The organism is Mycolicibacterium hippocampi, assembly GCF_010723735.1.
In the GTDB taxonomy this organism is placed as follows: Bacteria; Actinomycetota; Actinomycetes; order Mycobacteriales; family Mycobacteriaceae; genus Mycobacterium; species Mycobacterium hippocampi.
The window spans coordinates 1,280,919-1,301,843 of sequence record NZ_BLLB01000002.1 but is presented as its reverse complement, the minus strand read 5'-3'; the positions used below and the strand labels follow the sequence as shown (position 1 = coordinate 1,301,843).

General features: G+C 68.0%; 19 protein-coding genes and 1 tRNA gene. 10 read left to right on the top strand and 10 right to left on the bottom strand.

Annotation, left to right across the window (positions count from 1 at the left end; genetic code table 11):
• Positions 1-24: 24 nt before the first annotated feature.
• From G6N53_RS07305 to G6N53_RS07295, 3 genes are read left to right on the top strand one after another with little or no spacing between them, the layout of a single operon-like run.
• On the top strand, positions 25-546 hold the full coding sequence (locus G6N53_RS07305; RefSeq protein ID WP_163887871.1) for a 2Fe-2S iron-sulfur cluster-binding protein: 522 nt from the start codon (positions 25-27) through the stop codon (positions 544-546).
• Positions 543-1,532 (top strand): FAD binding domain-containing protein, encoded by a 990-nt coding sequence (locus G6N53_RS07300; protein WP_163887870.1) that lies wholly within the window; start codon positions 543-545, stop codon positions 1,530-1,532. Before G6N53_RS07305 ends, G6N53_RS07300 begins: the two co-directional genes overlap by 4 nt.
• Positions 1,529-3,631 carry a xanthine dehydrogenase family protein molybdopterin-binding subunit gene (locus tag G6N53_RS07295; protein ID WP_163887869.1) on the top strand — a complete coding sequence of 701 codons (2,103 nt, stop codon included), beginning with the start codon at positions 1,529-1,531 and terminating at the stop codon, positions 3,629-3,631. The genes G6N53_RS07300 and G6N53_RS07295 overlap by 4 nt, the downstream gene beginning before the upstream one ends.
• 3 nt (positions 3,632-3,634) lie before the next feature.
• Here the strand turns inward: G6N53_RS07295 and rfbA are convergent, their stop codons facing one another.
• The 8 genes from rfbA to dcd form a co-directional block, all read right to left on the bottom strand.
• Positions 3,635-4,498, bottom strand: a complete 864-nt coding sequence (rfbA, locus tag G6N53_RS07290) for a glucose-1-phosphate thymidylyltransferase RfbA (RefSeq protein WP_163887868.1) — start codon at positions 4,496-4,498, stop codon at positions 3,635-3,637.
• Positions 4,498-4,866, bottom strand: a complete 369-nt coding sequence (locus tag G6N53_RS07285) for a nuclear transport factor 2 family protein (protein WP_163887867.1) — start codon at positions 4,864-4,866, stop codon at positions 4,498-4,500. The genes rfbA and G6N53_RS07285 overlap by 1 nt, the downstream gene beginning before the upstream one ends.
• A 47-nt stretch (positions 4,867-4,913) precedes the next feature.
• Positions 4,914-5,660, bottom strand: coding sequence for a maleylpyruvate isomerase family mycothiol-dependent enzyme (locus G6N53_RS07280; RefSeq protein WP_163887866.1), 747 nt, complete (start codon positions 5,658-5,660; stop codon positions 4,914-4,916).
• 1 nt (position 5,661) lies between these two features.
• The gene (locus tag G6N53_RS07275; protein ID WP_163887865.1) at positions 5,662-7,008 is read right to left on the bottom strand and encodes a cytochrome P450; all 1,347 of its coding nucleotides are present in this window, start codon (positions 7,006-7,008) and stop codon (positions 5,662-5,664) included.
• Entirely contained in the window at positions 7,008-7,331 is a 324-nt protein-coding gene (locus G6N53_RS07270; protein WP_163887864.1) for a DUF1330 domain-containing protein, read from the bottom strand. Before G6N53_RS07270 ends, G6N53_RS07275 begins: the two co-directional genes overlap by 1 nt.
• Before the next feature lie 10 nt (positions 7,332-7,341).
• Complete coding sequence (locus tag G6N53_RS07265; RefSeq protein ID WP_163887863.1) at positions 7,342-8,682, bottom strand: UDP-glucose dehydrogenase family protein; 1,341 nt, start codon at positions 8,680-8,682, stop codon at positions 7,342-7,344.
• Positions 8,683-8,755: 73 nt separating this feature from the next.
• Positions 8,756-10,465, bottom strand: a complete 1,710-nt coding sequence (locus G6N53_RS07260; RefSeq protein WP_163887862.1) for a DUF7159 family protein — start codon at positions 10,463-10,465, stop codon at positions 8,756-8,758.
• Between the two features lie 226 nt (positions 10,466-10,691).
• Entirely contained in the window at positions 10,692-11,264 is a 573-nt protein-coding gene (gene dcd / locus G6N53_RS07255; RefSeq protein WP_163887861.1) for a dCTP deaminase, read from the bottom strand.
• 246 nt (positions 11,265-11,510) lie between these two features.
• Here dcd and G6N53_RS07250 point away from each other — a divergent pair.
• From G6N53_RS07250 to G6N53_RS07235, 4 genes are all read left to right on the top strand, one after another.
• A tRNA-Gly gene (locus G6N53_RS07250) sits at positions 11,511-11,584 on the top strand.
• A 783-nt stretch (positions 11,585-12,367) separates the two neighbouring features.
• Entirely contained in the window at positions 12,368-12,721 is a 354-nt protein-coding gene (locus tag G6N53_RS07245) for a nuclear transport factor 2 family protein (protein WP_163887860.1), read from the top strand.
• 2 nt (positions 12,722-12,723) lie between these two features.
• Positions 12,724-13,569, top strand: coding sequence for an SDR family NAD(P)-dependent oxidoreductase (locus G6N53_RS07240; protein ID WP_163887859.1), 846 nt, complete (start codon positions 12,724-12,726; stop codon positions 13,567-13,569).
• A 70-nt stretch (positions 13,570-13,639) separates the two neighbouring features.
• Positions 13,640-16,423 (top strand): AAA family ATPase, encoded by a 2,784-nt coding sequence (locus tag G6N53_RS07235; RefSeq protein WP_163887858.1) that lies wholly within the window; start codon positions 13,640-13,642, stop codon positions 16,421-16,423.
• Here the strand turns inward: G6N53_RS07235 and G6N53_RS07230 are convergent.
• Positions 16,395-17,402, bottom strand: a complete 1,008-nt coding sequence (locus G6N53_RS07230; RefSeq protein ID WP_163887857.1) for a 1-aminocyclopropane-1-carboxylate deaminase — start codon at positions 17,400-17,402, stop codon at positions 16,395-16,397. The genes G6N53_RS07235 and G6N53_RS07230 overlap by 29 nt on opposite strands.
• An 81-nt stretch (positions 17,403-17,483) precedes the next feature.
• On the opposite strand from G6N53_RS07230, the gene G6N53_RS07225 reads away from it, so the two are divergent.
• The 3 genes from G6N53_RS07225 (at position 17,484) to G6N53_RS07215 (ending at position 20,037) form a co-directional block, all read left to right on the top strand.
• The gene (locus tag G6N53_RS07225; protein WP_163887856.1) at positions 17,484-18,140 is read left to right on the top strand and encodes a GntR family transcriptional regulator; all 657 of its coding nucleotides are present in this window, start codon (positions 17,484-17,486) and stop codon (positions 18,138-18,140) included.
• Positions 18,141-18,460: 320 nt separating this feature from the next.
• Positions 18,461-19,162, top strand: coding sequence for an alpha/beta fold hydrolase (locus tag G6N53_RS07220; protein ID WP_163887855.1), 702 nt, complete (start codon positions 18,461-18,463; stop codon positions 19,160-19,162).
• A 41-nt stretch (positions 19,163-19,203) separates the two neighbouring features.
• Positions 19,204-20,037, top strand: coding sequence for an alpha/beta fold hydrolase (locus G6N53_RS07215; protein WP_163887854.1), 834 nt, complete (start codon positions 19,204-19,206; stop codon positions 20,035-20,037).
• Here the strand turns inward: G6N53_RS07215 and G6N53_RS07210 are convergent.
• Positions 19,980-20,873, bottom strand: coding sequence for a MerR family transcriptional regulator (locus G6N53_RS07210; RefSeq protein WP_163887853.1), 894 nt, complete (start codon positions 20,871-20,873; stop codon positions 19,980-19,982). The genes G6N53_RS07215 and G6N53_RS07210 overlap by 58 nt on opposite strands.
• Positions 20,874-20,925 lie beyond the last annotated feature (52 nt).

The window sequence follows — 20,925 nt, the reverse complement described above, 5'->3', positions numbered from 1 at the left end:
GGACCGCGAGGGTATCCGCGGTCCGTGACCCAGCCCGATCACACCTCTGAAGTGACCCTCGAGGTCGACGGCCACCGACATTCGCTGACCGTCGACAACCGCATCACCCTTCTGGACACCCTGCGCGAACGCTTGGGTGCCACGGCACCGAAGAAGGGGTGTGACCACGGCCAGTGCGGGTCGTGCACCATCCTGATGGGCGGTCGTCGGGTCACGAGTTGCCTGACCTTCGCGGTCGCCGCCGACGGCGCACGGATCACCACCGCTGCCGGGCTGGGGGAGGGTGAGGAGCTGCACCCGATGGCCCAGGCCTTCCACGACGAGGACGCGTTCCAGTGTGGCTACTGCACACCCGGCCAGATCTGTTCGGCCGTCGGGATGTTGGACGAGGCGAAATCGGGGGCGCCGAGCTTCGTCAGCGACGACCTGGAGGCCACGCCAGAGCTCACCGACGAAGAGATCCGGGAACGGATGAGCGGCAACCTGTGCCGGTGTGCGGCGTATCCGAACATCGTCGCCGCGATCGAGCGGGTGGCCGGCCGGTGAAGCCATTCGACTATCACGTCGCCACCAGCATCGACGATGCGGTGGCGACGCTGGCCGAACATCCCCGTGCGGTTTATCTCGCCGGCGGCACCAATCTGGTCGACCACATGAAACTCGGTGTGGCCGAACCGGAACTGGTGATCGATGTGAGCCGTCTCGACCTCTCGGAAATCGCCCCTATCGACGGCGGCGTCCACATCGGAGCCAACGTGCGCAACAGCGACCTGGCCGCCCATCCGCTCATCCGGGCCCAGTACCCGATGCTGGCCCGCGCGCTGCTGTCGGGCGCGTCGGGCCAGCTGCGCAACGCGGCCACCACCGGCGGGAACCTGCTGCAGCGGACGAGATGCGTTTATTTCCAGGACATCACGACCCCGTGCAACAAGCGCGCCCCCGGCAGCGGATGCTCGGCACTCGGTGGATACGTGCGTTACCACGCGATCCTCGGGGCATCGCCGGACTGTGTGGCCGTACACCCGTCGGATATGGCGGTCGCCATGGCGGCACTCGACGCGGTGGTGGTGGTCGAGGGCGCCGACGGTGCCCGCCGGATCCCGGCTTCGGAGTTCCACCGGTTGCCGGATGACGAACCGCACCGGGACACCGTGCTGCACCGCGGCGAACTGATCACCGCCGTGGAGCTGCCGCCCCCACCGACGGGCGCGGTATCGGACTACCGCAAGGTCCGCGACCGGGCCTCCTATGCGTTCGCGCTGGTCTCCGTGGCCGCCGAGTTGAGTTTCACCGGTGACGAGATCGCCACTGCCCGGATCGCGCTGGGCGGGGTGGCACACAAGCCATGGCGTGCCCGAGCTGCAGAACAGGTACTGGTCGGGGCGCAGCCCACCGAGGACGTGTTCACCGCGGCCGCCGACGCCGAGCTCGCGGCTGCGAAACCGTTGCCCGGCAACGAATTCAAGATCGAACTGACCCACCGCACATTGACCGCGCAGCTTCGCATGCTGACCGAGCGGGGTGCACGATGACACTGCTGGAACCCCGCACCATCGGCACATCCGTCGCCCGGCGCGACGGCCGCGCGAAGGTCACCGGTTCGGCGCCGTATGCGTTCGAGCAACAGGTTGACAACCCCGCGTATCTGCATCCGGTGCAGGCCACCACCGCCCGCGGACGGGTGGTCTCCATGGACACCACCGCGGCCCGCGCCGTCGCCGGTGTCCTCGACGTGCTGACGGTGTTCGACGCGCCCGAGTTGGCGGACGCCTCGGACGGAGAACTCGCCATCCTGCAGGACGACCGAGTGCACTTCCGAGGTCAGATCATCGGCGGTGTGGTCGCCGAAACCGCCGAAATCGCCAGACACGCAGCAGCACTGCTTGAAGCGGAGTACATCGACCAACCCCACGATGCTGAGCTACGCCGAAACCACCCCGCGCTCTACACCCCCGAGTCGGTCAACCCGTCGTACCCCCCGGACTCCGACGACGGTGATGTCGACGCGGCGCTGGCCGCCGCCGAGGTCACGGTGGACCAGACCTACACCACTCCGATCGAGCACAACAACCCGATGGAACCGCACGCCTGCATCGCGACATGGAGCGCCGGCGACGGCTCCCCCGCCGTGACGATGTACGACTCAACGCAGGGTGTGCACGTGGTGCGCAAGACCCTCGCGCCGCTCTTCGGTTTGGAACCCGAACAGTTGCGCGTCGTCGCACCGCACGTCGGCGGTGGGTTCGGCTCCAAGGGTGCCCCGCATGCCCACGATGTGCTGGCGTTGATGGCCGCCCAGCGCGCACAAGGGCGGCCGGTGAAGCTGGCGCTGACCCGTCAACAGATGTTCTCCCTGGTGGGCTACCGCACCCCGACCATCCAGCGACTGCGACTGGGTGCAGACCGCGGCGGCCGGCTCACCGCGCTGGCCCACGATGTGATCGAACAGACGTCTGCTGTCAAGGAATTCGCCGAGCAGACCGCGGTGACGTCACGCAAGATGTACGCCTCCCCGAACCGTCGGACATCACACCGGCTCGCCGCACTCGACGTACCCGTACCTTTCTGGATGCGGGCGCCCGGCGAGTGCCCCGGCACCTACGCCGCGGAGGTCGCCATGGACGAGCTCGCCGTCGCCTGCGGCGTCGACCCGATCGAACTGCGGATCCGCAACGACCCCGCGGTGGACCCGGAGACCGGCAAGCCGTGGTCGGGTCGCCATCTCGTGGAATGTCTGCGAACCGGGGCCGAGCGGTTCGAGTGGTCGTCACGCGACCCGCGGCCCGCCGGACGGCTCGTCGGTGACTGGTACACCGGCACCGGCGTCGCCGCCGCGACCTACCCCGGCATGGCCATGCCCGGAAACTCCGCCCGCATCAGCTACGTCGCCGAAGGCCGCTACCTGGTCGAGATCGGAGCAGCCGACATCGGCACCGGCACGTGGACGACGCTGTCGCAGATCGCCGCCGATGCCCTGGGCTGTGACCTCCCGGCGGTGGACCTGCAGATCGGCAGCACCGACCTGCCCCCCGCCTCGGTAGCCGGGGGCTCGACGGGCATCACGTCGTGGGGGTCGGCGATCGTGGGCGCGGCCCGCCGGTTCCGCCGCGACCACGGCGACCCACCCGCCGTCGGGGCGACGACCCTGGCGCAGGCTCCCGAGAACCCCGGCGACGACGAGGTCACCGTGCAGTCGTTCGGCGCGCACTTCGTCGAGGCGCACGTCAACCGCGACACCGGCGAGGTCCGGATACCGCGCATGCTCGGCGTGTTCTCGGTGGGCCGGGCGATCAACGCGCGCACCCTGCGCTCCCAGCTGATCGGCGGGATGATCATGGGCCAGTCGATGGCACTGCACGAGGACAGCGTCCGCGATCCGCGGTTCGGCCACGTGGTGACCCAGGACCTGGCCGAGTACCACATCAGCGCGCACGCCGACGTGATGGACGTCGACGCGATCTGGCTCGATGAGGTCGAAGACCACTCCAACCCGATGGGTTCACGCGGCGCCGGCGAGATCGGCATCGTCGGTGCGGCCGCCGCCGTCGTGAACGCCGTCTACCACGCCACCGGCGTCCGGGTCCGAGACCTGCCGGTCACCTTGGACAAGGTGCTCGCCGGGATGCACTGACAGTCAGCGCTCCAGAAGCTCCAGCAGGTACGCGCCGTACCCGGACTTGAGCAGCGCCTGCGCCCTGGCGGCCAACGTGTCGTCGTCGATGAAGCCGACCCGCCACGCGACCTCCTCGGGGACGCTGATCTTCAAGCCCTGCCTGCGTTCGATGGTGCGCACGTAGTCGCTGGCGTCGAGCAGTGAATCGAAGGTTCCGGTGTCCAGCCAGGCGGTGCCGCGGGCCAGCACCTCGACCGACAGCCGGCCCGCGTCGAGATAGGTATGGTTGATCTCGGTGATCTCGTACTCGCCGCGCGCCGACCTGCGCAGCGACCGCGCGATGTCCACGACGTCGTTGTCGTAGAAGTACAGACCGGGCACCGCGTAGTGCGACTTGGGGGCGGCCGGCTTCTCCTGCAGTGACAATGCCGTGCCGTCGGCGCCGAACTCGATCACCCCGTAGGCCGACGGGTTCGCCACCCAGTACGCGAAAATCGCTGCGCCGCTGACGTTCTGGAATCGACTCAGACTCGTGCCCAGGCCGGGGCCGTAGAAGATGTTGTCCCCCAACACCAGTGCCACGGAGTCGTTCCCGATGTGGTCGGCGCCGATCACGAAAGCCTGCGCGAGACCGTCCGGCTCATCCTGGACGGCGTAACTGAGATTGATGCCGAGATCGGCACCGTCACCGAGTAACCGGTGAAATCCCGGAGCGTCCTGCGCCGTGGTGATCACCAGGATGTCGCGGATGCCCGCCATCATCAGCGTGGACAGCGGGTAATAGATCAGCGGCTTGTCGTAGACGGGCACCAGCTGCTTGCTGACACCCATCGTGATGGGATACAACCGGGTGCCCGACCCTCCCGCCAGGATGATCCCGCGCATCAGCCGGTCAGATCCGCTTCGGTCAGCTCGGTCGCGGCCAGCGCGGCAGCCAGGTCGTCGTGCCGGAACACCGACGTGACGTGGTCGTGGACCACCCGAAACGCGGCAGCGGCCGAACCGGTCTCGCCGGTCACGGACGTGATGCGCTGTTCGACGACGACCACGCCGTCGTGGACGTAGATCCTTCCGGGCTCTGCCTTGCCGTCGAGATCGCGGGCCCATTCGGTCAGCGCGGCGTGCCCCTGGCCGGCGCCGTGGGCGTCACCGATCTCGATGTCGTCGCTGGACAGCGACAGCAGGGTGTCGAAATCCCCGGCGTTGAGCGCGTCGTGCCAGGCTAGAACGGTGGCCATCTCCGATGTGGTCATGTCCGCGAAACTACTGCAAATGTTCGTCTCCGACGAAGTGCGCACCCTCAGTACGGCGTGCTGTCCAGCCAGGCGTCCCAGACGGCGGTGTCGCCGAACACCTCGAGTCCGGCCTCGGCCGCGGTCTTGCGCCGCACGGTGGCCAACAGGAGCTCGGTCACCGGGCCGCGCAGCGCCACGCTGCCCTTGCTGTGGCTGTGAGACCACCACACGCCGTCGCCGTCGTGGACGATCGTCCACTCGCCCGTCGGGCCCAGCTTCTCCTCGGTGGCGTGCAAATGGATGGACTGCCCGCGGTCCAGCACGACGGCGTTGCGCTTGTCGACGCACGCCCGTTCCAGCCACTCGCTCAGCGCGTCGCCGGCCAGTTCCGGCGGCAGGTCGTACTCGGCGTCGAGGGCCAACGCGGCGTCGGCACGGTGCACGGTCGCCTCGTGCAGCCGTCGCCGGATCCACCATCCCGCCGGCCGGGGGCCGATGAACGTCCACACCCGCGCGTCGGAGCCCACCCGGTCGACCGCGTCGATCACCAGCTGTGCGCCGTCGTCGAGCCAGTCGATCGCGGCGTCGGCGTCCTCCGGCGGCTTGCCGTCGCGCACGTCGCGCGGATCGAGCGGCTGGCTGCGTCGATCGCTGATGATCTGTGCGGCCCAACGGTTTCCGCGGCCGACATGCCGGAACAGCTGCCGCAGTGTCCACTCTCCGCAGGTGGGCACCGGCGTGGCCGGATCCGCCGATCTGATCAGGTCACCGAAGGCTCGAGTCTGCTCGAGCAGGGATGCTCGGAAGTCCACCTCATGAACCTAACGCGGCGCGCGCCTTGCCAAGCGTGATCGGCAGGGTTGACCATCCCCGCAGCACGCGGGTGTCGCGCCGGCTGCCGGCTCCTGCCAGTCGCGCGTCGGGATAGCGCTCGAAGAACGTCCGCAACCCCACCTCGCCCTCGGCGCGGGCCAGCGCGGCACCCAGGCAGAAGTGCCGGCCCCCGGAGAACGACAAATGCTTGCCCGCGTTGTCACGCTCGATGTCGAAGCGGTGCGGATCGTCGAACACCTGGGGGTCGCGGTTGGCACCGGCCAGGTGGATGATGACGAGCTCACCGCGCTTGATCGCGGTGCCGGCCACCTCGACGTCCCTTCGGGCGAAGCGTGCGCTCATCTGCACCGGCGAATCCAGCCGCAGGATCTCCTCGACCGCGGTGGGCCACAGCTCGGGCCGGGCCGACAGGGCCTCGAGGTGTCCGGGAGTGTCCAGCAGCATCCGGATGCCGTTGCCGAGCAGGTTCACCGTGGTCTCGAAGCCCGCTGCCAGCACCAGTCCGGCGGTGGCCTGCAGTTCACGCTCCGAGAGCCGGGCCTCCTCGGCCGAGTCCTCACTGGCCTGGATGAGCTGGCTCATCAGGTCGTCTCCGGGGTTGCGGCGCAGCTCCCGCAGATGCCCGCCCAGCCAGTTGTTGAACCCGACCAGACCCTCATGCACCTGCATGTACTGCCGCCAGGACAGCCCGATGTCGAGGCCGGGCGCCCCGAGCTCCCCGAAGTGCAGGATGTGCTGGCGGTCGCGCTCGGGCACGCCGAGGATGTCGCTGATCACTGCGACCGGCAGCTGCGAGCAGTACCGCTCGACGATGTCGACGACGTCGCTGCCGTCGCCCCGGGACTCGGCTTCGAGATCGTCGAGGAGCTGATCGGCGGTCTGCTGGACCCGATCGCGCAGCGCGGCGACCGCCCGGGGGGTGAACACCGAGGACACCAGCTTGCGGCAGCGGGTGTGATCCGGCGGCTCGATCGACAGCAGCGAGGGTGGCTCGATCGGATGCAGCAGCCCGGGATGGGTCTTCTCGTTGATCCACCGCAGTGGCTGGGGCAGTCCGCCACCCAGCGACGACACCCGGAAATCGTCGGAACGCAGCAGCTCGTGGGCCACCCGATGGTCGAAGGTCAGCAGGACCGCGCGGCACCGGATGATCGGGCCGCGCTCGCGCAGCTCGTCGGCGAACGCGGCGGGATCGGCGCGCACGGCGGGGTCGGAGATCAGCCGGGCCTGCGGGTCCCCGGTGCGGCGGACACCGACCTTGGACATTCCGCGGATCACTCCATGCAGGGCCAGCCAGCGGATTCTCTGCTGCAGATGAACTGCCATCACCCGAGTTTAAGCAGGGGCCGCAGATCGGCCAAGGAATCGAAGAGATGCCAGATGTAGGACGACGAGCCGTTCTCCCGGTGGGCGTGCAGATCCGCCAGTTCGGGATCGTTGCGATAGCTGTCGAAAGCGTCCTTGGAATCCCACTCGACGAGGATCAGCACGGTGCGCGGCTCGACGTCGCCGGTGACCGATTCACGGAACTGTCCGAGAGCGACGACCCGGCCACCGTGTCTGGCAACCTCCTTCGGCGAGCGTTTCGAATAGGCCAGGTACTCGTCGCGGTCGGCGATGTCGAAGAGGTTCAGCGCGTACACGGTCATGGTCGCGACGCTACGCCGCCGACGGTGGCCCCTCCGCCCGGCCCAACGCGTGCACCCGCCAGCCCGCCTGCCGCCACAGCGCGGCGTCGAGGCAATTGCGGCCGTCGACAACAACTCTGGCGCGCACGATCTGCGCCAGCGTCTCGGGTTGCAGCTCGACGAACTCGTTCCATTCGGTCAGCACCAGCACCGCATCCGCCCGATCGCAGGCCTCCACCGCGGACGTCGAATAGTTCAGGGTGGGGAACACCCGACGCGAGTTCTCCATCGCCTTGGGGTCGTAGACGTTGACGGTGGCCCCGTTGAGCTGCAGCATTCCGGCCACGTTGAGCGCGGGCGAGTCACGCACGTCGTCGGATTCGGGTTTGAACGCCGCGCCGAGCACCGCGACGTTCGCCCCCAGCAGCGAACCGCCGCACGCCCTGGTGGCCAGCTCCACCATCTTGACCCGGCGGCGCATGTTGATGCTGTCCACTTCGCGCAGGAACGTCAGCGCATGGTTGGCGCCGAGCTCGCCGGCGCGGGCCATGAACGCGCGGATGTCCTTGGGTAGGCAGCCGCCGCCGAAACCGAGTCCTGCGTTGAGGAATCGCCTACCGATGCGGGCGTCGTATCCGAGCGCGTCGGCCAGCAGGGTGACGTCGGCGTCCACGGCTTCGCACACCTCGGAGATCGCGTTGATGAACGAGATCTTGGTCGCCAGGAACGCATTCGCCGACACCTTGACCAGCTCGGCGGTCTGCAGGTCGGTCAGCAGGAACGGCACGCCGTCGTCGAGCAGGGATGCGTACAGCGTCCGGATCGCGTCTTCGGCGAGAACCGAATCCTGCTGCACCCCAAGGACAATACGATCAGGGTGCAGGGTGTCGTGGATGGCGAAACCCTCGCGCAGGAACTCGGGATTCCACGCCACCTCCACGCCGACCCCCTCGCCGGCGAGGCCGCGGGCGCGCCGGCACAATTCGGCGGCCGTGCCCACCGGCACGGTGGACTTGCCCACGATCACCGCGGGGCGTCGCAGCAGCGGGACCAGGGTGTCGATCACTGCGTAGACATGGCGCAGGTCGGCCCCGTATTCGCCCTTCTTCTGCGGGGTGCCCACCCCGAGGAAGTGCACGTCGGCGAACTCTGCAGCCTCGGCGTAGTCGGTGGTGAAACGCAGTCGGCCATCGTTCAGGTTGCGCTGCAGCATCTTTCGCAAACCAGGCTCGTAGAACGGCACGTCACCGCCGGACAGCTTGGCGACCTTGCCCGGGTCGATGTCGACACCGAGGACGTCATGGCCCAGCTCGGCCATTCCCACCGCGTGGGTCGCTCCGAGGTAGCCGGTGCCGAAGACGGTGCATCGCATACTGCCTCTCTAGGCAGCCGGGATGAGCTGACCGCTACGCGACACTGAGCGCCGGGCCAACGGCAGGTGAATGCTAGCCGCGGCCACCGTCGGACGAGCAGAAGACCAGGAAGCAGCCGTCACCGTTGAGGTCGCCGGGCACGCCACTGCCCGAGGAACCCGAGTCGCCGCGCGAAGAACCCGAGTCGCCGCGCGAGGAGCCCGAGTCGCCGGATCCGCGGCCGCTGCTGCTGCTCGAAGAGCCCGAACCGGGACCACCGCTGGAGCCGGAGCCGCTACCGGGCAACGGCCACTGGGACTGTTGTGGAACCTGCGGAACGGTCGGTCGTGGTGTCGTCGGCACCACAGTCGTGGGCACCACAGTCGTGGGCACCACAGTCGTCGGCCTGGGCGTCGTCGGCCTGGAAGTCGCGGTCTGCGTCGGAGCCTCGGATGCGTCTTCGTCTTCGTTGTCGTCCCGCTCCCACGGCGGTTGCCACCGCGGCCATTCGGGTTGCGGCAACACGATGACCGGCGGCGGCACCACCACGGGAGGTGCGACCACCGGGGGCGGGGCCACCGGGGCGGGAGCGGGCGGCGGCGCGGCGGGCGCGGGAGCCGGTGCGGGCGCGGCAGGCGCGGGGGCCTGCTCGACGAACACCGTCCGCGGCGCCTGAGCCGGCGCCTGCTGGACCACGGGCACCGGCGGTTTGATCGTCTCGGCCGACGGCGGGTCGACCGGCTGCTGGGCTTCCTGGACAGGTTCCGGCGCCGGAACCTGACTGCTCGGCACGATGACGGCCTCCGCGGGGCTCGGGCGTTGGTCGGCCGTGGGGCGGATGCTGACGGCCAGCGAGATGACCAGTGCCACCACGCCGACCACGAAGATCGAGGTCAGCGCGCTGCCGACGAGCAGGAACGGCTTGCGCTCCTCCTCGACGGGCCGCGCCTGAGTCTGCGCGTACTCGTCGACCTCGCCGACCATGTCGGCGGGCTCGGCGCCCGCCGGCGCCAGCTGGGTGTCGGCGCCGGCCAGACCGGCGTAGACCGAGCCGGCGGTGGGGCCGTCCGGGTCCTGGGAGTACGCCAGGCCCACGGTGGACGCCTCGAATGCCGGCGCCGCGGCAGAGGCCAGCGCCGCTCCGCGGGCCAGCGCCATCTCCGCGTCCTCGGGCGCGCTCACCGGCAGCGAGACGAGGTGTTCGAGGTGCGCCTTGACCGAGCTGACGTCCACCCCGGAGCCGACGACGAACATGGCCTGCGGTGGGGCTTCCTGCGCGGCGACCGCCTCGGCCATCTCCGTCAGCACGGCCATCGCGTCGGTGCTGTGCAGCGTGCGGCTGAGGACCTTGACCACCGAACCGTCGTCGGTCTGCACCACCGACAGCGTCGCGGTGTCACGGTTGACGAACAGCAATGCGGTGGTGTCGTAGCCGACCGCGCGCCCGACGGCCTGCGCCAGCGAGGAGGCCGCGTGCCCCTCGGAGACCAGCATGACGTCGTCGATGTCGTGGGCGGCCAGCGCATCGCGCAGCGCGGCGGCCTCGGCGTGGTCGCTCCAGGCGACACCGATCGATTTGAGGTGATGCCCGCCGGCCTGCGCGCTCTCCCGGGTACCCAGAACCGCCGCCAAAACCTGATCGGCGACGTCCATTGGGCGGCCCGCCGCCGTGTTTGCTGTGCCGTCTCCCGAAGCGACGTCGAAGACGTCGTGGTCGACGGTGACGCCGTCGGCGTTCTCGCCTTCGACCAGCACCATGCGGACCGTCGTAGGTGTCATCGACACACCCAGCACGATGTCCACTGACCCTCCAAAATGTTTGCTACGCCTGGTTCGTCGCCGATGCTCATCCAGGCACGACGAGCCGACAACTAGATAGTTCATCGGCCTGACCAGCTGACGCGTTACACCTGATGCAGTTAGCTGACGGCGACGAAAATCTGGCCGGAACGCGACGGCACGGATGCGCAGAGCGTCGGTGCCTCCCGACCCTACTCGCGTGATCGAGACTCGGCTGTGACGTTCCGGGTCAGCTGGATTTGATGAAGTTCTGGTAGGAACGCGACGGCGTGGGGCCTCGCTGGTTCTGGTACTTGGAGCCCGCTTTCGCGCTTCCATAGGGATGCTCGGCGGGGCTGGTCAGCCGCAGCAGGCAGAGCTGGCCGATCTTCATCCCGGTCCAGAGCGTGATGGGCAGGTTCGCGACATTGGAGAGCTCCAGCGTGATGTGCCCGGAGAACCCTGGATCGATGAACCCGGCCGTGGAGTGGGTGAGCAGACCGAGCCTGCCTAACGAGGACTTGCCTTCCAGCCTGCCGGCCAGGTCGTCGGGCAGGGAGCAGCGCTCCAGCGTCGCCCCGAGCACGAACTCGCCCGGGTGCAGGACGAACGGCTCCCCCTCCTTCGGTTCGACGAGGGAGGTCAGATCATCCTGGCGTTCGGCGGGGTCGATATGGGTGTAACGGGTGTTGTTGAAGACCCGGAATAGGTTGTCGAGACGGACGTCGACGCTGGAGGGCTGGATCAGGCCGTCGTCGAACGGGTCGATACCGAGCCTGCCGGCCTGGATCTCGGCGCGGATGTCACGGTCAGAGAGCAGCACGGCACGAGCGTAGCCGCCGACCCGGGCCGGGAATCGCCGAGCAGGCGGTAAACCGGTCACACGCCGCATCGCTGTGCAACTCGAAGACGCGCGAGTGCACGGTCTATGACGGGATTGGACGGAAATCCATCACAAACCGTACTTTGGGCGTACATCTCCTCGATGAGCTGGCAGAGCACTACTCAACTCGACACTGGGCAGCTCACGGCAGGTGGCCGCCGGGTGTTAGCCTTCGTGTTCGAAAAGGCCGATGTAGTTCAATGGCAGAACATCAGCTTCCCAAGCTGAATACGCGGGTTCGATTCCCGTCATCGGCTCCAGGAATTGCAGTCTGGTCGCTACTCGACTGACCGGCGGCCTCCTTGTGCTGGTTTCGATTCTCGATGAAGAACGAACCGAGCAACCCTGCGAGCGCGCCGAACACCACCACCGAGAAGATCGCCAGGACCACGTCGGTCACCTGGGCGAAGCCGTCGGGTTTCCCCAACGGCTCACCCGTGACAGCTCCCAGCGCAGCCGAATGCAAGGCATCGGCGTACCGGGGGTAATCGCTGAACTGGTACAGCAACTGGCTGCTGCCCAGCACCGTGATCGCCACCACCGACCCGAGACCGGCCAGCCTGCTCCCCAACACCTGCTGTGCGGATCGGCTGCCCCGCACCGCGCCGGCCAACACGCGACCTGACCTGGTCAACCGCGCGACTCGGAGCAGTCGCAGCAGCCGCAGGAACGGCAACACCAGGAAGATCACCTGCCACCAGTTGCGCCGGAGGAACGTCGTTGTGCTGGGCGCCACCACCAACCGCGCGACGAACTCGATGGCGAACACCGCCCACAACAGCCAGCTCAGCACCGCCAGCACCGTCGACAGCGGTCCCGGGCGCGCCAGTTGCTCGCCGAGCACCAAGAGCACGAACACAATGCCCAGCACGCCCATGATCGGCGCCAACCGGTCCAGAATCTCGTCGGCCCAGCGTTCGCGCTGGTCCGCCGGCCGATGCAGCAGTTCGTCGCCGCGCACCATGTTCTACCGGTACCCATCAGACGGCAGCGCAACCAAACCACCTTGACCCTCTCCTTGGGGGAGGGCCGACGGTGGCGGTATGACAGAGAACGACAACGCCACCTGGAACGCCCTGCCCACCGTGGTGACGACGTACCTGACTGCCCACCGGTCACGTGACGTCGCCACCGCGGTACGCACCTTCACCGACGACGCCGAAGTGACAGACGAGGGCCACACCTTCCACGGCGGGGACGCAATCAGGACCTGGCTGGGCAGCGCCGGTAGTGAGTACACGTTCACGACCGAGTTCACCGGTGCAACAACGACGGACCCAGCGCACATCGACGTCCTACAGCGCCTCGAAGGCGACTTCCCGGGCGGGACGGCCGACCTGCACTATCGGTTCACTCTCGACGGCGAGTTGATCAGCCGACTCGTGATCGAGCCCTGACCATGACGGCTAAGACCTGGTTCATCACCGGCGGTACCCCCGGTGGATTCGGAATGGCCTACGCCGACGCCGCACTCGATATCGGGGGTCGGGTGGTACTCACCGTGCGGCGGCCGGCGGAACTGGAGACGTGGGCCCGGTTCTACGGCGACCGCGTGCTGGTCCTGCCCGTCGACGTCACCGATGTAGAACAGGTGCAGACCGCCGTACAAGAGGCCGAGGAGCACTTCGGCGGTATCGACGTTCTGGTGAACAACGCCGGGCGCGGTTGGTTCGGATCGATCGAGGGCATGGCCGACGCCGATGTTCGCGCGATGTTCGAGCTGAACTTCTTCGCGCTGCTCTCCGTCATCCGGGCGGTGCTACCGGGGATGCGCGCAAGAGGCAGTGGATGGATCGTCAACATGTCCTCGGTGGCGGGGCTGCGCGGTGTCGCCGGATTCGGCTACTACAGCGCGACGAAGTTCGCCGTCGAGGCGGTCACCGATGTTCTCCGCGATGAGGTTGCGCCGCTCGGTATTCGGGTGATGACCGTGGAGCCGGGGGCCTTCCGCACCCGCGCCTACGCCGGTTTCGGCGACGAGCCCGTCGCCGAATCCATCGCTGAATACCGGCCGATGCTCGAGCAGATCCGGGCCGCGATGATCGAACAGAACGGCACCCAGCCCGGCGATCCGCAACGGGGGGTCCGTGCGGTGATCGCCGCCATGGCCCAGGACCCGCCGCCCCGACGGCTGATCCTCGGCAGCGGCGGGTTCGACACCGTCGTCGCGACGCTCGAAGACTCGCTGACCGAAATCCGCGCCCACGAGGCGCTGTCCCGCGGCTCCGACTTCCCACCCGACTGACCAGTGCCTCTTGACAACATGACACTGGCAATATGCAATATATTGCAAGCGGCGAGGGGTACGGACCACCATGGTGAATCTGTTCGGTCGCGGCGTGGAGCTGCACCGTATCGCGGGATTCCTCGACCGGGCACAACACACCGGCGACACCCGCCTCGTCCGTGGTGAACCCGGTGTCGGTAAAACCGCTCTGCTCGACGCCGCAGCGGACCTGGCGGGCGCGGCCGACATGCTCGTGTTGCGCGCCTCGGGGGCGGAGTTCGAGGCCGACGTCAGCTACGCCGGGCTGAACCAGCTTCTGCTCCCCCTACGTGCCGAGCTGGGACGCCTCGCACCTGGAGAGCAAGACGCCCTGTCGGTGGCGCTGGGCTTCGGGTCCGGCATGCCGCCGGGCGAGCTGCTCGTCTGCAACGCAGCACTGTCGCTCGTCGCCGCGGTCGCCGAGCAGACACCGGCGCTGCTCCTCATCGACGACGTGCAGTGGACCGACCGCGCCAGTGCGGTCGTGTTCGGTTTCATCGCCCGGCGGGTGACAGGTCACCCCATCGGGGTGGTCATGTCCTGCCGAACCGGCAGCGCGAGTTTCCTCGACCGGCGCGGGCTGACCGAGCAGCTCGTCGAACCACTCGACATCTACGCCTCGGAACACTTGATCGACGACCGGTTCCCCCACCTGCCACCTCGGACCCGCCGGCGGGTACTCGACCTGGCCCAGGGCAATCCGCTCGCACTGGTCGAAATGGCCGCCCCGCTGACCGGATCCGACACCCAGAACACGGACCAGCCCGACGACGTGCCGCTGAGCGATCGGTTGCAAGCCCTCTTCGCCTCCCGCATCACAGCGCTCCCAGAACCCACTCGGCGGTTGCTGCTCGTCGCGGCCTTCGAAAGCACCGGCGATGTCCGGCTGCTCCGCGAGGCGGCCGGCGAGCAATTCGGCCTGAGTGATCTGGCACCCGCTGAGCGAGCGCAACTGGTACACGTCGACGATAGCGCGGCGCGAATCACGTTCCGCCACCCGCTGATCCGGTCGACGATTGTTGCGATGTCCACGCACGAGGAACGGCGCCACGCCCACCTCGTGCTGGCCGACTTGCCACATGGTGATCCCGAGCGACGAGCCTGGCATCTGGCCGCAGCGGCGGTCGGGCCGGACGAGACGGCCGCAGGCATGCTCGACGGCGTGGCACATCGGACAATGCTGCGCGGCGATGCGCTCGGGGCCGTCTCGGCGCTCGTCCGCGCAGCCGAACTGAGCACAACGACCGCTGGCCGGGGACGCAGGCTGGCTGAGGCCGCATACATCGGCGCGGAAGCCGGAGGCAGCGTCGGCAACCCGAACACCCTTCTGGCAGAGGCCCGCCGAGCGGGCCCGGACCCCAGTGGCTCACTGCATGCGGCGAACGCCGCGACGTTCCTGATGCTCAACGGAGACGGTGACGTGAACACCGCGCACCGGCTCCTGGTAGGTGCCATCGAGACCGCCGATCACGGCTACCGGGCCGACAACACAGCGCTGGTCGAAGCAATGCACACCCTGCTGCTTCTCTCGTGGTACGCGGGCACGCCCGCACACTGGGAGCCGTTCTTCCGCGCCTTGCGGAAACTGACCCCCGAACCGCCGGAGATTCTTGCGTTGGTCAGCAGAACGTTCGTCGACCCGGTTCGTACCGGTGCCGCGGCCGCACCTGAGCTGGAGCGCATTCTCGCGACGCTTCCCGGCGAAGAGAACCCGTCGACGATCATCCGCATCGGCTCGGCATCGGTATATCTGGACCGTCTTGCCGACACGCGGGAAGCGCACTGGCGGCTGGTTCACCAGGGGCGCGGAGGCGGTTCCCCGCGTAGGCATATCGGAGCGCTGATGCACCTGTGCCTGGATGACTACCTCACCGGCCGCTGGGACGAGGCCGAGGAGCTCGCGCAGCAGGGGCAAGAACTCTGCATCACCACCGGTTTGACCTTCTTCACGTGGTATTTCCTGTACAACCGGGCGCTGATGGCGGCCGGCCGCGGCCGTGCCGACGAGGCGTTCGCGCTCGCCGACGAGATGAGCCACTGGGCGAAGCCCCGTGGGATCACCAGTGTCCATCGGTACTCCCACCATCCGCGTGCGCTCGCCGCTTCGGCCACAGGTGACTTCGACGCCGCATTCCGCCACGCCGCGGCGCTGAGCCCGGCCGGCGTCCTCACCTCCTACGTACCGCAAAGCACCTGGGTGATGTTCGACCTCGTGGAGGCGGCGCTGCGCACCGGACGCAACGAGGACGCCCGAGCGCACGTCGAAGCAATACGCGAGGCCGACGTCGGCGCGCTGTCCCCGCGGATGGAGCTCATCCAGCGCGGGGTGGAGGCGCTGGTCCTCGATGACGACGCAGCGGATGCCCGACTGGAAGAACTACTCACCGCGCCTGCCTCCTACCGGTGGCTGTTCGAGGCGTGCCGCATCCGCCTGGCCCATGCCGAAAGCCTTCGGCGGCGCAAGATCTCACACAGGTCACGGCAACTCCTCCTCGATGCCCGCGAGGGCTTTGAGGCCATGGGAGCCGAGCCGTGGCTGGAGCGAACCCGAAAAGCGCTGCACGCCAACGGCTTCCGTCGCCGTGGTGAATCGTCGCCCACCTCTGCTCCGCTGACGGCGCAGGAGCTGGAGATCGCGCACTTGGCAGCCAGCGGGATGACCAATCGGCAGATCGCCGAACGGCTCTACCTGTCGCACCGGACCGTCGGCGCGCACCTGTACCGCGTCTTCCCCAAACTGGGCGTGTCCTCGCGGGCTGGGCTTCGGGACGCGCTGTCCGCCGACCCGAGCCTGGACGTCCCCGTCAGTCGAACGCACCCGCGTACGCATTGAGGGCCGGTTGTCCTCCCAGGTGCGCGTAGAGCACCGTCGACTCCGGTGAGATCTGCCCTCCCCGGACCAGGTCGATGAGTCCGGCCATCGACTTCCCCTCGTAAACCGGGTCGATGATCATCCCCTCGAGGCTGGCGGTGAGCCTGATCGCGTCGATGGTGGACTGCACCGGGATGCCGTACCGGTCACCGGCCCAGCCGTCCAGCACGGTGATCTCGTCCTCCTGCAGTGGCCGGCCGAGACCGATGAGCTCGGCGGTGTTGCGGGCGATACGGGCTACCTGCGCGCGTGTCCGTTCGATGGTCGCGGAGGCGTCGATGCCGAGAACACGGCGCGGGCGGTGCTGTCCCGCGAATCCGGCGATCATCCCGGCGTGTGTCGAACCGGTGACTGTACAGACGACGATCGTGTCGAAGAAGACGCCGAGTTCCTGTTCCTGTTCCCGCACCTCGTAGGCCCAGTTGGCGAAACCCAGTCCGCCGAGCGGGTGTTCGGAGGCGCCTGCGGGGATTCCGTAGGGCACGCCGCCTGCCGCACGAACCTCTTCGAGCGCGGTCTCCCAAGAGTCCTTGATCCCGATGCCGAATCCAGCGGGGTCCAGGCGTACGTCTGCGCCCATGATCCGGGACAACAGGATGTTGCCCACCTTGTCGTTGACGACGTCGGGCCAGTCGACCCACCGCTCCTGCACGAGCCGGGACTTCATGCCGAGCCGCGCGGCGACTGCGGCCACCTGGCGGGTGTGGTTCGACTGATAACCGCCGATGGAGACCAAGGTGTCGGCCCCCATGGCCAGCGCATCGGGGACGATGTACTCGAGCTTGCGCATCTTGTTACCGCCGTAGGCGAGTCCCGAGTTGCAGTCCTCGCGCTTCGCCCAGATCCGCGGACCGCCCAGGTGCTCGCTCAGCCGCTCCAGCGGATGGACGGGGCTGGGGCCGAAGAGCAACGGATACCGCTCGAAGTCGGCAACGGACATGATTCTCCTTTTGACGGTGGGTCCGGGGGTCAGGTGATGGGTTCACGCCCGTGCCCGAGACCGACGGTGCATGATTGAGGTATGCCGGTTCCCGTTGCCAGTGGTCCCGAAGGGCGGCAGTTGCTGCGCGACAGCGTGTTTGTGAGGATCCGCGACGCAATCATCGACGGCACCCTCGAACCGGGCGAACGACTGGTCGACGGAGAGCTCAGCAGTTGGCTCGGCGTGAGCCGGACACCAATTCGGGAGGCGTTGGCCCGCCTCGAATCGGCCGGACTGGTCGAGACCAAACCGGGCCGTTACACGATCGTCAGCCCGATCGACCCTCACACCCTGGCAGACGCGCAGGAGGTGACGGCCGCGATGAACGAGCTTGCAGTGCGCACGGCGGTGCCACTGATCACCGAGGCCGATCTGACCGGTATGCGGGCCGCCAACAACACTTTCGCCGAGGCGCTGCGAACCGGGGATGTCGTCGCAGCCGTTGATGCCGACGACGCCTTCCACCGAATCCCCGTCGACCGTTCGGGGAACGCGGCGATCCGCACCGTTCTCGACCAGTACACCCCGGTGCTCAGACGGGTGGAGCGCATCCGGTTCGCCTCGCTGCAGGGACGCGATTCCGTCGCCCAGCACGCCCGGATCATCGCCTTCGCCGGGGCCGGCGACGCGGAGGCTGCCGCGCTCGAAACACGGCGAAACTGGCTGACTTTGGACGCGCACGCCGCAGAGGCCTGACCGGCCTCGATCTGCTTTCGTTGTTGCACAGGCACTTCCGGTGATACCGCGTCCCATCCCGACCTTTCCCTGAGCGGCCAGTCACCCGACCTGAGGCGAACGGCACCGCCCGGCGTGGATTAGCGATATGCAATATATCGCGCTGGCGATGCCGGTTCAAGCCGAAGCGACGCAATTAGGTCGAACGACTGCACCGGCTGGGATCGGTGCCCGTTGGACCGGTAGTCGGATGACAGATTCGCCGGGCCGTCACGGACACGACAGTGGAGTGTGCGGGCCGAAGACGGCATCCGCACACTCCACAAAAGCGAGCCACCACAATGAAACCCACCATCGTGCTTGTCCATGGCGCCTTCGCCGAGTCCGCCAGTTGGAACGGCGTCATCCGCCGCCTCCACACCACCGGACACCGCGTCATCGCCGCGGGCAACCCGCTGCGCACCCTGAGCTCCGACGCCGCCGCCGTCGCGGATCTGCTGGCCGGTATCCAGGGCCCGATCGTGCTGGCGGGCCATTCCTATGGCGGCGCGGTCATCACCAACGCCGCCCGCGACAACGCCGACGTCAAAGCTCTGGTGTACGTCGCCGGCCTCGCCCCCGACAAGGGCGAGACCACCCCCGATCTGCTCGGCAGGTACCCCGGCGCCACGCTCGGTGAGCACCTCTACGAGGTGCCGCTCGCCGACGGCACCGCCGACGTGTACATCCACCAGAACGCCTACCACCAGCACTTCTGCGCAGACCTGAGCGCGGAGCAAGCCGCTTTGGACGCCGTCACGCAGCGTCCTTTCAACACCGCCGCACTCAACGAGGGATCGGGTGAACCGGCGTGGAAGACGCTGCCGTCCTGGTTCATCTATCCCGAACTCGACCTCGCCATCCCGGCGCAGACCTTCCGCTTCATGGCCGGGCGCGCCGACGCCCGCGCCAGCACCGAGATTCCCGGCGCCTCGCACGCGCTTCCGGCTTCGCAGCCCGATGCGGTCGCTGATTTCATCCTCGAGGCCGCTGCCTCCGTCTGACCTCGACGACACATCCCTGTCACACCCCTCAGGAGCGCACCATGAAACTCACCTCTGCACTGACGACCATCGCTGCCGGCGTCACCATGGCCGCCCTCTCCGGGTGCGGCGATGCGACAGCCGAGCAACAGGATCCGCATGGACAGCCCACGGCAGCGGAGGGCAAACCCACCGTGGTGCTCGTCCATGGAGCGTTCGCCGACTCCTCGAGCTGGAACGGCGTGATCGAGGATCTCCAGCGCGACGGTTATCCGGTGATCGCTGCGGCAAACCCATTGCGCGGCTTGCACAGCGACGCCGAGTACGTCGGGAGCGTCCTGGACAGCGTGTCGGGCCCGGTCGTGCTGGCCGGGCACTCGTACGGCGGGTCGGTGATGAGCCAGGCAGCCGCCGGGCACCCGAATGTCAAGGCGCTTGTGTACATCGCCAGCTTCATCCTCGAACCCGGTGAGAGCACCTCACAGCTGGCGGCCAAGTTTCCCGGCGCCGAGCTCGGACCGGCGCTGGACACCGTCGCGTTCCCACTGCCCGGCGGTGAGGAGGGTAGCGACCTCTACATCAGGCAGGACGAGTTCCGGAGGGTGTTCGCCGCGGACGTGGCACCGGAAGTCACCGGGCTGATGGCGGCGACGCAACGACCGATCGCCGAGGCCGCCCTGAACGAGCCGGCGACCGTGGCTGCGTGGAAGAACATTCCCTCGTGGAACATGGTCACCACCGAGGATCTCGCGATCCCCGCCGAGTCGATGCGCTTCATGGGTGAACGGGCGAAATCGCAGACGGTGGAGATCGATGCGTCCCACGCCGTCACGGTCTCTCACCCCGAGGCAGTCGCCGATCTGATCGGCGAGGCTGCCGGCGCCACCGTCACGTGATCGCCGCTGCCCTGGTCCGTCCCACTCAACGGGGCGAGCTGAAACACCGGCCAGCCGATCTCCGTCCGCCACCTCGTCGGCTCCTCGGTGTCACGGGGGCCCACCCGATAGGTCTCGTGGATCGGCCCGTCCACCGCAAGCGCGTGGGACACCACCCAAGCGCCGAGCCGGCCGTAGGTGACGTCGAGGTCGTCGTGAGGTCCGGAATGGACGGCGACGGCGAGATCTGCCGCCGGAAGCTCGATGGCCTCGATCCGGCCGGAGGGACGGGGGGCACGGACCGGCCGGAAGACGGTCATCACCCCGACGCCGTGGGAGAACAGCTCGTTCGCGTAGTGCCCGCCGGGCGGGCCGGTGCGGTCGGCTTCCGGATATGCCGCGTCCAGTTCGGCCATCGCAGCGTCATACCAACCCAGCGAATCGCCAACGCGCACTTCGCCCGAGATCGCGGCGACGGTGCGGGCGGGGACCGACCGCAACTCGACGTGAACATCGGCTGGTTCCGGGCGCAGCAGCCGGCGCAGCGACACCACGGCTGCCTGGGTCCGGTTCAGCTCGGCCTCCAATCGGCTGAGGTGGCCGGCGATCACGTCGGCCCGTCGCTGCGGGTCATCGGTGGCGAGGATCGACCGGACCTCCACCAACGGCACATCGAGTCGACGGAGCTGGTGGATGACCTGCGCCGTCGGGATCTGGTCGGCCTCGTAGTACCGGTAACCCGTGAATGGATCGACCGTTGCGGGCTCGAGGAGTCCGGCTTCGTGGTAGCGCCGCAACGTCCGCACGCTCAGATGCGTCACGGTGGCGAACTCTCCGATGGTCAGTTTGGACCGCATGAAACCTGCCTCCTCGGCCATCTCCCCGCGGGAGACCGGACCTTCCAATATG